Origin of the sequence: Arthrobacter sp. E3, from assembly GCF_017353415.1 — a bacterium.
Lineage (GTDB): Bacteria > Actinomycetota > Actinomycetes > Actinomycetales > Micrococcaceae > Specibacter.
The window spans coordinates 86,916-99,892 of the sequence record NZ_JAFMPX010000009.1 but is presented as its reverse complement, the minus strand read 5'-3'; the positions used below and the strand labels follow the sequence as shown (position 1 = coordinate 99,892).

Here is a 12,977-nt window from a genome sequence, read left to right as displayed (position 1 = left end):
GTGCCATGCTGGCGGCGGGCCGTGAAATTTCACAAGCCGTCGCCAGCATGGCACGCCGTCGACTCAAGTCCGGTCAGTTTGGCACGCCGCTAAACCTCACGGACTCGCGCACCTCACACAGTTGACTGCAGGGCTGCTCGTTCTGCCTAGCGCCCGCCAATCACTCCCTTCTCGACTGCTTTGGTGACGGCATCGGCTTCAGCCTGGGTCAGCGTCCCGGCCTTGACGGCCGCATCCAGCTTTGCGGTCAGGGCCGCTGCCAGATTGCTTTGGTTCGCTGCGCGGAGTTCACTCAACGCCGCGGTGACCTTGGACTCGTCGATGCCCAGCGAGCCAGCCAAGGACTTGGCCAGAGCCGCATCCTGCTGTGCACGGTCCGGCTTTGTGCCGTCTGCGGGCCGCGCAGCCGACTTGTTGGCCTTCCTCAACGACTTCAAGGCATCGCTGATTTTGCTTTCATCGACTCCCAGCTTCTGGGCCAAACCCGAGGCCAGGTCTCCAGCCCCACCTCTGTGCCCACCCTGACCGCCGTGTTCAGCCGGAGCTGACTGGGCGGCACCCGTGGTTGCCGACGGGGTACTGGTCGTTGAATCCGCAGCAGAAGCTACTCCGGCCACGCCCAGTCCCGCAACCAGTGCCAAGGCCGCAGCGGAAGTGCCGAGTGCCGTCTTTTTTTGATAGCTATATGTATTCCCTTCGGTGGACGCCGGAGCGGCACCATTGGATTTCCGGCATGCACTACCGACTCACTTCAACCGTGCGCGCTGCTGATTTGCCGGAACTGTTCGCAAGCTATCAATCAGCTGTGAAACGCCGCCGGAAACATCCAGATTCGGGGCTAGACCTTGCGTTTCCCGGCCCTCCACACCCCGGCCGTCAACGGAATCCCAGGACGGTACGCCAAGTGTGTGGCCGAAGGCGCCTTGAGCATGTGCAGGTCGGCACGATGGCCAACGGCCAGCGAACCAACAGCACGCTGACCGTCAGCGTCAACTCCTGTTTCACGCCCCAGGGCCAGCGCGCCTCCAAAGGTGGCGGCCCGCACGGCCTCGTGCACGCTGAGCCCCATCTGCAGCACGGCGGTCGTCACGCAAAACGCCATGGAGGAGGTGTAAGACGTGCCTGGATTGCAATTCGATGCAATGGCCACCGGCACCCCGGCATCGAGCAGCGCCCGGGCAGGTGCCAGAGGCGCCCGAGTGGATAGGTCACACGCTGGCAGAACGGTGGCGACAGTCCCACGTGTCCCTCCACCACGCCCCGCGTTGGCATCCCCATCCCAGCCCGACCATGACTGCGCAAGGCGGGACACGTCGTCGTCCGTCAAAAAGTTCACGTGGTCAACGCTGGCCGCCCCAAACTCCACGGCCAGCGCCACCCCTTCGCCGTGCCCCAGCTGGTTGCCGTGCACGCGCAGCCCCAACCCAGCGGCACGGCAGGCCTCCAACACCTTGCGGGACTGCTCCGCGGTGAAGGCGCCACGCTCGCAAAACACGTCCGCCCACTGCACATAGGGCAGCACGGCGGCGAGCATGTCGGTGCAGACAAGATCCGTGTAGCTGTCCGCGTCGATGCCGGCCGGAACAAGGTGCGCGCCCAGGAACGTGACCGCATCGGCGACGGTCGAGGCGATCCGGGCGCTACGCCGTTCATGCTCCACGTCCAGTCCGTAGCCGGTTTTCGTCTCCAGGAACGTGGTGCCCTGCGAGAGAGCCTCTGCCACGCGGCCCAGCCCCATCCGCGTGAGGTCGTAGTCGCTGGCGGCGCGGGTGGCCTCCACGGACACGGCGATGCCGCCCGCGCTGTAGCTCTCCCCCGCCATGCGCGCCTCAAACTCCGCCGTCCTGTCTCCCGCGAAGATCAGGTGCGTGTGTGAATCCACCCAGCCGGGCAGCACGGCACGGCCCTGCGCGTCGGTGCGGGTGTCGGCGGCCGGGGCCTTGGCGCTGGAGCCGATCCACGCAATCCGCTCCCCCTCCACCACCAGCGCCGCATTGGCCAGCGTGCCAACCTCCGCGTCCTGACTCATCAGTTCACCAATGTTCTCGATCAGTTCGCTCATGCCCCAAGCGTACGACGGCGGCTGCCGCGGCGGGTGCCCGCGTGCGGGCCAGGTGTCCGGCTGGGCAGACACGGCCGGGCGGTCGGTATGCCCTTGTACCCGTGTACCCGTGTACCCGTGTGGTTGCTGGGGTGAACCTTGAGGGCGGAGAATGGTGACTATGACCTTTGTTTCCCTTCTGGGCTTTGCTGGGCTGTGCCTAATGCTGGCATTGATCCCCGGGCCCGACACTTTCTTGATCCTGCGGATTTCCTTGAACCGGGCCAGCGCTGGCATTGCCGCTGCTGCTGGGTGCGGGCTCGGTGCAGTGATGTGGGGAGCCTTGGTTGGCTTTGGTTTGGCCGCCCTGTTGGAGCAGTCAGCTGAAGTGTTCAGGCTCGTGAAGATTGCTGGCGGGTTGTACCTGATGTACTTGGGTGTTTCTGCGCTGATCAAGGCACGCAAAGCCCGCAAGGCCGGCGTCGTCGATGGCTCCTCCGGCCACGCGCCACTCACGTTCAGCCACCGCGGAGCCTTCGGCGCCGGTGCACTGTCCACACTGTTGAACCCCAAGGTCGGCTTGTTCTACCTGGCCGTGGTGCCCCAGTTCATCCCGCCAGGCGGCAACACCCTGGGCATGGCCATGATCTTGGGCCTGACGCTGGCCATCATCGGCTTCCTCTATCTGGTGGTCATCGCCATGGTGGCGTACAAGACCATGAAGTGGTTGAAGAAGCCCAAGGTCAACAGGATCATTGAACGCATCAGCAGCTCCATTCTTGCTGTTTTGGGCGCCGGCGTCGTGGCCTCCGGAGCCGCGAGTTAGAAACGCGCCGACCGCTTGATGATGGCAAACTGACAACCTCACGGAAACGGTGTTGGACATGACTGGATCGACAGATGTGGCCGCAATGCTGCGCACGCTGGAAGTGGTGTCACTTCCGGAAGAGTATGTGTACGCAAGCCTCCCGGCCGATCATCCTGCCATCCGCCTGGCCAAGGCCACCATCACTGAAATGGAAGGGCTGACGGCCGTTCTACTCCGGTCCGACGCTGATTCCCTCAACGTGGACTACGACTACGTTGCAGCGTGGCTGACTTTGTCCGTCCATTCCTCCCTGGAAGCAGTCGGCCTCACCGCTGCGTTCTCACAAGCCCTTGGCCAGGCAGGCATCAGCGCCAACGTCTTAGCCGGTTTTTACCACGACCATGTTCTGGTCGCCGCGCCGGACCGCGAGCGCGCCATTAGCGTGCTGCACGGGTTACGGGGCTAGGCGATCGGGCGGTCCGTGCGCCAGCCGCCGGTCTTCGCCGCGAAGGTTTCCGCATTTTCCGTCTCAATGGCCTCTAGCACAAGCCCTGCAGCGTACTCGGCGGTGTCCGGAACCATCCCAGAACGGCTCGTATGACCGACCCGGCCCCCGCCAAAGTTTGTATCGGTGATAAAGGGATAGACAAGACAGACCCGGATGTTGTCCGGCGCCAGTTCAGCACGGGCTACCTGACTGAGGTTGTTCAGCGCATGCTTACTGGAGGAATACGGGCCGACTCCCGGCAACGTCCGCAGCGTGGTGCCGGAGCTGACGTTCACGATGACCCCACCGCCGTGCTCACGCATCAGCGGGGCAGCAAGCTGCATGGCCTGCAGCGCCCCCACAACGTTGAGGTTGAGCAGGTCCCGGTACTCATCAAGGTCGGCATCCATGAGGGGTCCGTGCATGGCGCGACCGGCATTGTTGACGAGGACATCGATGTGCCCAAAATGTCGGTGGGTTTCCATCACCATACGGCGCACGGCATCTGCGTCGCGCATGTCCGTTTCCAGGGCCAGAGCACCGCCCAGCTCACCGGCCAGGGTCTCGAGTACGGTTCCCGTTCTGGCGGCCAGCGCCACTCGCGCACCCTTCTGCGCCAGCATCCGGACCAGCGCCATTCCAATGCCACTTGAAGCACCCGACACGAGCGCGACCTTTCCTGCAACGATCATGGCAATCACTCCTTGTTCCGCACCTTCCACGATAGTCCCGCCTGCTGACAATGGGATCGACTTTGTCGGCTGAAATCTGGAGGTCGGCGCCGCCCCCAGCTGGTCAGTCACAAGTCTCGCGAGATCCGGTCAGCCCCCGGTGTCAGCCCAGCCCCGCACGTTGGGGGCTGAGCGCGGCAGCCAGCGCCCCGTCGTCGTCCGTGAGCGTGCCCGTGATGAGTGCGGCAGCCAAGCCCGCGAGCGCGGCGGACGTTTGAATGCCGTAGCCGCCCTGCCCGGCCAGCCAGAAGAAATTGGGCACGTCGGCGTCAAACCCCACCACGGGCAGGCCGTCGACCGGGTGTGTGCGCAGCCCCGTCCAAGCGCGTACGACGCCGGTGATCCCCAACGTGGTGACGGCGCCAATGCGGGAGATGAGTTCGCTGATGTCCGCATCCACCACCTGCGCGTCCCCCGGCTCGGCAGGGATCGACTCGCACGGGGAAATCAGCAGGTGCGGGCCGTCGGGGCGGAAGTAATACGATTCATCGGTTGGCTGCACCATGGGCCCGGCAGGGTTGACAGCATGTTCGGTGGACACGATCGCGGCGCTGCGCCTGTGCGGCACCAACCCGCGGGAACGCACCCCGCCCAGCTGCGCCACGGTGTCGGCCCAGGCGCCCGCCGCGTTGACCACCACACCGGCCGTGAGGCAGCGCTCCCCCGCCGTCACGGAAAACCCGGCACTGCCGTGCGGAACGACTGAGCCCACCCGGGAATTCGTCAGCACCAGTGCCCCTGCTGCCACGGCCTGGCTGCGATAAAACTCGATCAGAGATGGAACGTCCACTTCCATGGCCGTGCTGTCCAAGGCCGCCGCCTCGAATGCTCCGGGGTGCAGATCGGGGCTGCGTTCCATGGTTTCGGCGTGGCTGAGTGGCACAAGGTGTGCGTTCCGGGCCACCAGCGCCGCCACGTCATTCTGCGTGCCGAGGGTGAGCAGCGGCCGCGGAACCAGGATCGGGGCGGGAAGCCCAGCCGACATCTGTTCCACGAACTCCAAGGTGCGCATGGTCAGTTCCTGGATGGGTGCTGGGCCGTAGCTGGGCTGCATCTGCCGTGCCGAGCGGCTGGAGCTGTGGAACGCCAGCGTTGATTCTGCTTCCACAACCACCACCGAGAGTTGTGGTGCGAGCCGCCATGCCAGTGACAGTCCGGCGATACCGCCGCCAATGATCAACACGTCGTAGTCCATGGGGCCATGCTGGCACAACAACGGTCCCGCCGCATTAGCTGGAGCCGCATTGCATAGACTGGTGGAGAACACCTCCGTCCTCCGTTGTGAACAAAGTGAGCACATGTCCAGTTGTTGCAGCCCCTCGGGCCGGTCCGGCCACGAAGACCACTCCCCCGCAGACCAGCAGTCGTTCTCGCTCACTGTTCCGCCGACCACGTCGGGGGCAGGATCGCAGAACGCAGCCTTGCACAGCGCAGTGTTGCACACCGACGTGCTGATTCCCGGAGGCAGTTTCCTCATGGGTGACCCCTTTGATGAGGGTTACCCGTCCGACGGCGAAACGCCCGTCCACGAAGTGACAGTGTCTGAGTTCAGCATCGATGCCACGGCCGTCAGTAACGCAGCCTTCGCCGCGTTCGTGCAGGCCACCGGCTACCGCACCGAATCGGAGCTGTATGGAACGTCCGCCGTCTTCCACTTGGCTGTGCTGGCGGACAAGGACGACATCCTCGGCACGGCAGCCGGAACGCCGTGGTGGCTGAACGTTCGCGGCGCTGACTGGGCCCACCCGGCCGGACCGCTCTCCTCATGGCAGGAAATCCCCGACCATCCCGTGACGCAGGTTTCACACACCGATGCCCTGGCCTACTGTGCGTGGGCCGGCCGGGCATTGCCCACGGAGGCGCAGTGGGAGTTCGCAGCCCGGGGCGGGCTGGTGCAGTCGCGCTACCCGTGGGGCGGAGAACTCCACGGCACCGATGACACTGGCGGCACGGTGCACCACTGCAACATTTGGCAGGGCACCTTCCCCACCCTCAACACGTGCGAGGACGGGTTCCTGACGACGGCTCCCGTAAAGAGTTTTGAACCCAATGGCTACGGGCTGTACCAAACCAGCGGAAACGTCTGGGAATGGTGCTCGGACTGGTTCCTGCCCAAGTACTACAAGAGCTGCCTGGCCAAGGGGACCGTGGAGGATCCGCCCGGGCCAACCGTTGGCCGCGGCAGGGTGATGCGCGGGGGCTCCTACCTGTGCCACGACTCCTACTGCAACCGTTACCGGCTTGCCGCACGCAGTTCCAACACCCCTGATTCGGCCAGCGGCAATCTGGGCTTCAGGACAGTCGCTTCCGCAGCCAGCCGGTAATCACTTCCGCCTGCCGGGCTTGGAAGGCCCGCAGCGTGGGGATGCCCGGCGGTGCCGGCCGGCGCGACATGTCCAGGTAGTAGCCCGCCCAACCAGCCAGGACACCAGTGACTCCAGCGTCCGACGCAGCGGCAAAAACGCGGTGCTCCTTCAGAACGTGGTCCCAACCAGACAAGGGGTCCAGCGTCGTGGCATTGATCAGCACGCTGAGCGCGTCGGCCCACGGCGCACCCACCGCAGCCCACGGCCAGTCGAGCAGCACCGGCCCGCTGTCGGTCAGCATAATGTTGTCGGTGCGCAGGTCCCCGTGGACCAGCGATCCTCCGGCCAGGGCTTCCACGCCTTCTTTGGCCAGCCCGGCCAACAAGCCCAGATGCTCCGCTTCCCAGGCCGGCATCCCGGCCATAGGGCGGGATGCCAGCTTTTCCCAGCCCCGGAAGGCACCCCGCAGCGAGTCCTCATACTGCGGCAGCGGCACATCGGCAGGCAACTCCACGCAACCAATATCCGCCAACCTGTCAAGCACCTGCAGGAGTTCAGATTCCTGCCATGGTTCCCGCGGATGCGTGCCGGACACATCGTCCAGGACCAGCGCAACCCAGGTGCCGTCGTCGTACATGCCGAGGAATTTCGGGGCCGGGATGCCCGGCGGCAGTGCCTTGGCGGCGGCGGCCTCGCGGCGGTGCAGCACGGGTGAGGTCGCATTGCTCTCGGCGCTGACCGCCTTCACAAAAGCCCGGCGGCCCGAGGCAAGCACCACCCTGTCCGCCGAGCCCGGGGAAAAGCCGCCGGTCTGCGATTGTGCCGTGACGACGGTTTCACCCAGGATGCGTTCCACTCCCGCGCGCACCGACGGCGGGAGCTGCGCCCAGCTGATGCGGGTTTTCATGGCTGTGGTGACGGCGTGGGGCGCGGGGCCAGTGTGAGGATGGTGGCGTCGTCGGCCACTTCGCCGATCCTGTCCTGGTGGGCGCGCAGTTCATGCAGCAGTGCCAGCGCGCCGAGCGTTGTGGAGGTGCGTTCCAGGAACTCCTCCGGTCCCGCGACAATGCCAAGGTCGACGGCGCGCCAGGCCCCGTCGCTGGCCATCACCATCAGCTCAGGCGGCCCAAGCTGCACCACATGGGCATGATCGGCAGCTTCCGGTTCACGCCGGGCCACCCAGACGTTTCCGGGGGTGTTGCGGCTTTCTCGGTCCAGGCACAGCAGGCGCGCCCGTTCCTGGGGGTCCACCGTCCGGCGGGCTGCTTCCAACTCCACCCGCGTGTCAGGGAGCTCTGCACGCACGAGGTGGGTGGCGCCGTCGTGCGTGCGGACTACCACTGAGCAGTCGGCCAGGCTGGCGATCTGCACGCCCTGCTCATTGAGTTGGGCCACCGAGAGCGCGGCGCTGGGGAAACGAACCCGTTCCGAACCCACCAGCGCAGTGGCCCTGGCGTCGATGGTGCTCACCGCCGCGGCCAGCAGGGCACGGACACCGCCGGTGCTGGCCGTGCTTTCTGCCAAGACCGTGTTCAACTGCTGCGCCAGCCACTGCGGGTTCGACGCCGACGGCAGATCAAGTGGCTCAAGCAAAGTGGTGGCGCCGTCCACGATCCAAGCGTTGGCGCCGTTGAAGCCGCAGCTGTCTTCCTGGACGTGGGCATCGCCCTCAAATTGCACGCGTACGCGCTTCTCCCATGCCAAAGTCATGCTTTCATCCTGCCATGCATGCACCGTCAGTGCTTCGCGCATCGGGTCCGCACGCCGTTGAACAGGAGCCGCGCACGGTTTGCTGCCAATGGTGCGCCACAACAGGAACCGCGCATCACTAGCCCCTAACCGTACGCGACTTCATACCGCGGAACAGTGCGGCCACAGCCAGTTGCGCGTCAACTCAGCCGCGGGCCGCAACGAATGCCTGGACAGCCGCTTCCACGTCTTCCGGGCTGTGGCTGGCCGAGAGCTGAACACGGATTCTTGCTGCACCGCGGGGAACCACGGGGAAGCTGAACGCCGTGACGAACACGCCGTGGGCCAGCATCTCATCGGCCACGCGGACAGCCTCGGTGGCATCGCCAAACATGACGGGGACAATGGCGTGCTCCCCGGGGAGCAGTTCAAAGCCTTCCTCCGCCATGCGGCTGCGGAAAAGATCGGCGTTTTCGAACAGGCGGGTGCGCAGTGCGGCGGAACCTGCCACCAGTTCCAAGGCCTTGAGCGTCGCGGCCACGATCGCCGGGGCCAGGGAGTTGGAGAACAGGTAGGGGCGGGCCTTTTGGCGTAACATGGCCACGATCTCGCTCCGGCCAGAGACGTAGCCGCCGGAGGCACCGCCGAGTGCCTTGCCGAAGGTGCCGGTGTAGATGTCGATGCGATCCCCCACTCCTGCGTGCTCGGGGGTGCCTGCGCCGGTGGCTCCCATGAAGCCGACGGCGTGGGAATCGTCCACCATGACAAGGGCATCATATTTTTCGGCGAGGTCGCAGATGGCTTCCAAGGGGGCCAGGAAACCGTCCATGGAGAACACGCCGTCGGTGACGATGATGGTGCGGCGGGCCCCGGCGCCTTCGTTCATGGCAGCTGCGGCCTGCAGCTGCGTTTCCAGGTCCGCCATATCCTGGTTGGCGTAGCGGAAGCGGGAAGCCTTGGACAGGCGGATGCCGTCGATGATGGAGGCGTGGTTCAGTGCGTCGGAAATGATCGCGTCCCCGACGCCGAACAATGATTCAAACACGCCGCCGTTGGCGTCAAAGCAGGAGGAAAACAGAATAGTCTCCTCGGTGCCCAGAAAGTCCGAGACGGCGGTTTCCAGCTGGAGGTGCAGGTCCTGGGTACCGCAGATGAAGCGGACGCTGGCCATGCCAAAGCCGTGGCTGTCCATGGCGGCCTTGGCTGCGGCGATGATCTCTGGGTGGTCGGCTAGGCCCAGGTAGTTGTTGGCGCAAAAGTTCAGCACTGTTGAAGTGGCGCCGTCCAGCGGCCCGGCCGAGACATGGCTGGACTGCGGCGAGGTGATACGCCGTTCGGTTTTGAACAACCCTGCGGCACGGATTTCATCCAGCTCCGCGGCGAGCTGGTCTTTCATTGCGGTGTACATGGTGCTCCTTGGGTGAGGGGTCTAGTGGCGGGGACAGTTGGCGTTGGCGGGTGGGTGAGCTTAGGAAAAGACGGACCAGTCAAGGAGCACTTTGCCGCCTTGGCCGGATTTCGCAATGTCAAAGGCCTGTTCCCATTCGTTGGCGGGCAGGCGGTCCGTGACCACGGAGGACACCGCTGCACGCAGGACCGGGTTGGAGCAGACCATGGCACTCATGGTGTACCACGTCTCATACATTTCACGGCCGTAGATTCCCTTGAGCGTGAGCATGTGCGTGACCATTTTGGACCAGTTGATGTCGATGCACTCACTCGGCAGGCCCAGCATGGCAATCCGTCCGCCGTGGTTCATGTTCTCTATCATCTCCGGCAGCGCGGTGCGGTGGCCGGACATTTCCATGCCGACGTCGAATCCCTCGCGCAGTCCGAGTTCCCGCTGGGCGTCCCTCAACCGTGTGGTGGCGACGTTGACGGCCAGGTCTGCGCCCATCGAAGCGGCCATGGCCAATCTCGGTTCCGAGACATCGGTGATGGCGATCTTGCGTGCGCCGGCATGGCGGGCCACGGCGACGGCCATGAGCCCGATCGGCCCGGCACCGGTGATCAGTACGTCCTCACCCACCAGGTCGAAACTCAGTGCGGTGTGAACTGCATTGCCCAGCGGGTCAAAGAGCGCGCCCAGCTCATCGGTGATGGAAGGGTCGTGGTGCACCCAGACGTTTGATTCAGGGATCACCACGTATTCGGCAAACGCACCGTCGCGCTGTACACCCACCGAAACCGTGTTGATGCACATGTGGCGGCGCCCGGCGCGGCAGTTGCGGCACATGCCGCAAACCACGTGGCCTTCGCCGGAGACCTTGTCCCCAATATTGACAGTGCGGACGTCGGCACCCACTTCCACCACCTCGCCGTAAAATTCGTGGCCCGGGATCAGCGGCGTTTTGATGGTTGCCGCAGCCCATGCATCCCACGCCTGAATGTGCAGGTCGGTGCCGCACAGGCCCGTTGTGCTGACCTTGATTTTTACGTCACTGGACCCGGTTTCAGGTTCCGGCCGGTCGACGAGTTCGAACCCGGCATGCGCACCGGATTTGTATAAGGCCTTCATGGGTACGACTTCCTTCTTTTGGTGGTGTGCTTTCCATTACAGCCCCTAAAACCGTTTAGCACAATCGATACTTTCTCCATCAACGATTAAGTAATTACTAAATGGTATTCTGGCGGAATGGACCTTCACCAACTGCAAATGCTGCGCGAGCTTGGAGAGCTGGGAAGTGTTAAGGCGGTCGCCGAAACCTTGTCCATCACGCCGTCGGCCGTATCCCAGCAAATTTCGCTGCTCCAGCGCCAGGTGGACATCCCGCTGACACGCAAGGACGGCCGAAATCTTGTCCTGACGGATGCCGGCCGGGTGCTTGCCGACGCTGGCGCGGAAGTCGCCAACGCCATGGCCACGGCCAAGGCCGCCATTGGTGCCTACCAGCACGACGCCGGCGGAACCGTCACGATCAGCGGTTTCCACAGTGCAGGGCAGGCCCTCTTCGCGCCGCTGGTGCGTCGCTTGGCAGCCATGAGGGATGCTACGCCAACACACAACGTCGGAGTGCCGCGAGTAAAGTTTTCGGACGAGGACGTGGCCCAGCACGACTTCCCGGCACTGACCGCCAAGTACGATTTAGTGCTGGCGCACCGCATGGACCACAGCCCTGAATGGCCGCAATCCCGGGTTCGTGTCATCCCCTTGGCCCATGAACCGCTGGACATCGCCGTGGCAGCGGATCATCTGCTGGCGGCAAAGGCATCCTTGTCACCGCAAGACGTGGTGGCTTACCCGTGGGTGGCCAGTCGCAGTGGCTACTCCCCCGCGGACATGCTCAGTGCCATCGGCGCCGTGGCCAGCCAACCCATCAACGTGGTGCACCGCATCAACGACTACCTGGCGGCAGCCGCGCTCGTGTCCACAGGCGAGGTCATTGGCCTTCTGCCCCGGTACACCTCCAGCCCGGCCTTGAACCCGGGCGTGGTGCTGCGTCCGCTGACCGGCATCAGCACACGGCGCCGCATCGATCTGCTGTCCCGCCCGGAGAACTTCAAGCGCACGTCCGTAATACTCGTGGCCAAGGCACTGCATGACGTCATGGCTGAACTGACCGCCGACTGATCCCACCCCACTTCGTCGGCGGCGTGCCGTGCTGGCGGCGGGCCGTGCTGGCGGCGGGCCGTGAAATTTCACCAGCCGCCGCCAGCATGGCACGCCGTCACCACAGGGTTCCTCCTACCGGGCCGGCTGGCCTGCGTCGAAGTACGCGATGAGTTCGGCCGGAAGCTGGGGCACCTCCAGTGCGCCACCGCCGCTGCGCAGTGATTGCGCGGCCAGAACGCCGGCGGCCACGGAGGCGCGTGCGGCCACAGGCGAAGTGGCGGTGGCGCCGCCGTCGCGCACGAAACGTAGGAACTCGGCGATCAGCAGCGGGTCCGCGCCGCCATGGCCGCCGTCCCCGTCCTTGATCTCCACTTTTTGATCCGGCTCTACAAATCCGCCCTGGCTGCGGGTGGTCCAGACGTGGATGAAGTCCCCGGGTCCGTCGCCGAAGTTCTCAATCCGGCCCTCCGCGCCGATGACCGTGTAGTTGCGCCAGTAGTCCGGCGTGAAGTGGCACTGCTGGTAGGAGGCCAGCGCTCCATTGTCCAAGACCATCTGCATCATGGAAATGTCCTCCACGTCGATGACGGGGTTCAGTTCCGTCTGCTCCGTGGGCGGCCAATTCTCCAGTGAGAACCAGTCGCCCATGCGGCGGTCGCTGTTGTCTCGGCGGTTGGTGATGGACCCGTAGACGGCCAGGTCACCGATCGCCGAAACCCGCTTCGAGTAGCCGCCGGCGAGCCAGTGGATCACGTCAATGTCGTGTGCACCCTTTTGCAGCAGCAGGCTGGTGGTGTTGGCGCGTTCGGCGTGCCAGTCCTTGAAGTAGTAGTCCCCGCCGTTGCCAACAAAGTGCCGGCACCATACGGCCTTGACCTCGCCAATGGTGCCAGCTTGGATCAGCTCGCGCATCTGCACCACCACCGGCATGTGGCGCATGTTATGTCCCACATACAGCCGCGTTCCGCTGGTGTACGCCGCGGTGAGAATGGCATCTGCCGCCTCCAACGTGACATCCAGCGGCTTTTCGCAGAACGTGGCGATGCCCGCCTTCAACGTCTGTACCGCGATTTCTGCGTGGCGGTTGTCCGGGGTGAGAACCAGCACCGCATCCAGCCCGGCACCCAACAGTTCTTCCAGGTTGGAGGTGATGGCCGCCGTTGGAATTTTCTCCGCAGCATCCTTGCGTCCGCGCTCCGAGATGTCACAGACCATGACCACCTCGGACCCGGCGCCAGGCTTGTGCACGTGCCGCCACAGCGAGGCCCGCAGTCCGAACCCAACGATTCCGACCCGCAGGTCCGTGGTTTTCCGTGTGTGCTCAGGTGCCTCTGCCAGTAAATCAGTCACAAGTTCTCTTCT

General features: G+C 64.6%; 13 protein-coding genes. 4 read left to right on the top strand and 9 right to left on the bottom strand.

The genetic code is table 11. The features are described from left to right. Positions 1-146: 146 nt before the first annotated feature. On the bottom strand, positions 147-641 hold the full coding sequence (locus tag JMA46_RS06290; protein ID WP_207344476.1) for a hypothetical protein: 495 nt from the start codon (positions 639-641) through the stop codon (positions 147-149). Positions 642-838: 197 nt separating this feature from the next. Further along, positions 839-2,062 (bottom strand): imidazolonepropionase, encoded by a 1,224-nt coding sequence (gene hutI, locus JMA46_RS06285; RefSeq protein WP_207344475.1) that lies wholly within the window; start codon positions 2,060-2,062, stop codon positions 839-841. A gap of 160 nt (positions 2,063-2,222) precedes the next feature. Between hutI and JMA46_RS06280 the strand changes: the two genes are divergently transcribed. Together JMA46_RS06280 and JMA46_RS06275 are read left to right on the top strand one after the other, a co-directional pair. Further along, positions 2,223-2,867 (top strand): LysE family translocator, encoded by a 645-nt coding sequence (locus JMA46_RS06280; RefSeq protein WP_207344474.1) that lies wholly within the window; start codon positions 2,223-2,225, stop codon positions 2,865-2,867. A gap of 58 nt (positions 2,868-2,925) precedes the next feature. Continuing rightward, complete coding sequence (locus tag JMA46_RS06275) at positions 2,926-3,315, top strand: ACT domain-containing protein (protein ID WP_207344473.1); 390 nt, start codon at positions 2,926-2,928, stop codon at positions 3,313-3,315. Here the strand turns inward: JMA46_RS06275 and JMA46_RS06270 are convergent. Together JMA46_RS06270 and JMA46_RS06265 are read right to left on the bottom strand one after the other, a co-directional pair. Next, positions 3,312-4,028, bottom strand: coding sequence for an SDR family NAD(P)-dependent oxidoreductase (locus JMA46_RS06270; protein ID WP_207344472.1), 717 nt, complete (start codon positions 4,026-4,028; stop codon positions 3,312-3,314). The genes JMA46_RS06275 and JMA46_RS06270 overlap by 4 nt on opposite strands. 142 nt (positions 4,029-4,170) lie before the next feature. Then, positions 4,171-5,262: an FAD-dependent oxidoreductase gene (locus tag JMA46_RS06265; protein ID WP_207344471.1), complete on the bottom strand. Its 1,092-nt coding sequence runs from the start codon at positions 5,260-5,262 to the stop codon at positions 4,171-4,173. Between the two features lie 103 nt (positions 5,263-5,365). Here JMA46_RS06265 and JMA46_RS06260 point away from each other — a divergent pair, with 103 nt between their 5' ends. Beyond that, positions 5,366-6,391, top strand: coding sequence for a formylglycine-generating enzyme family protein (locus tag JMA46_RS06260; RefSeq protein ID WP_207344470.1), 1,026 nt, complete (start codon positions 5,366-5,368; stop codon positions 6,389-6,391). Here JMA46_RS06260 and JMA46_RS06255 read toward each other — a convergent pair. The 4 genes from JMA46_RS06255 to tdh form a co-directional block, all read right to left on the bottom strand. Then, positions 6,360-7,280: a phosphotransferase gene (locus tag JMA46_RS06255; RefSeq protein WP_207344469.1), complete on the bottom strand. Its 921-nt coding sequence runs from the start codon at positions 7,278-7,280 to the stop codon at positions 6,360-6,362. The two genes, JMA46_RS06260 and JMA46_RS06255, sit on opposite strands and share 32 nt — an antisense overlap. After that, complete coding sequence (locus JMA46_RS06250) at positions 7,277-8,083, bottom strand: hypothetical protein (protein WP_207344468.1); 807 nt, start codon at positions 8,081-8,083, stop codon at positions 7,277-7,279. The genes JMA46_RS06255 and JMA46_RS06250 overlap by 4 nt, the downstream gene beginning before the upstream one ends. Before the next feature lie 184 nt (positions 8,084-8,267). Next, positions 8,268-9,470 (bottom strand): glycine C-acetyltransferase, encoded by a 1,203-nt coding sequence (locus JMA46_RS06245; protein WP_207344467.1) that lies wholly within the window; start codon positions 9,468-9,470, stop codon positions 8,268-8,270. Positions 9,471-9,530: 60 nt separating this feature from the next. Then, entirely contained in the window at positions 9,531-10,580 is a 1,050-nt protein-coding gene (tdh, locus tag JMA46_RS06240) for an L-threonine 3-dehydrogenase (protein ID WP_207344466.1), read from the bottom strand. 117 nt (positions 10,581-10,697) lie between these two features. On the opposite strand from tdh, the gene JMA46_RS06235 reads away from it, so the two are divergent. After that, positions 10,698-11,633 carry a LysR family transcriptional regulator gene (locus JMA46_RS06235; RefSeq protein ID WP_207344465.1) on the top strand — a complete coding sequence of 312 codons (936 nt, stop codon included), beginning with the start codon at positions 10,698-10,700 and terminating at the stop codon, positions 11,631-11,633. A gap of 114 nt (positions 11,634-11,747) precedes the next feature. Here the strand turns inward: JMA46_RS06235 and JMA46_RS06230 are convergent, their stop codons facing one another. Next, positions 11,748-12,965 carry a Gfo/Idh/MocA family oxidoreductase gene (locus tag JMA46_RS06230; protein ID WP_348770075.1) on the bottom strand — a complete coding sequence of 406 codons (1,218 nt, stop codon included), beginning with the start codon at positions 12,963-12,965 and terminating at the stop codon, positions 11,748-11,750. Positions 12,966-12,977: the final 12 nt, after the last annotated feature.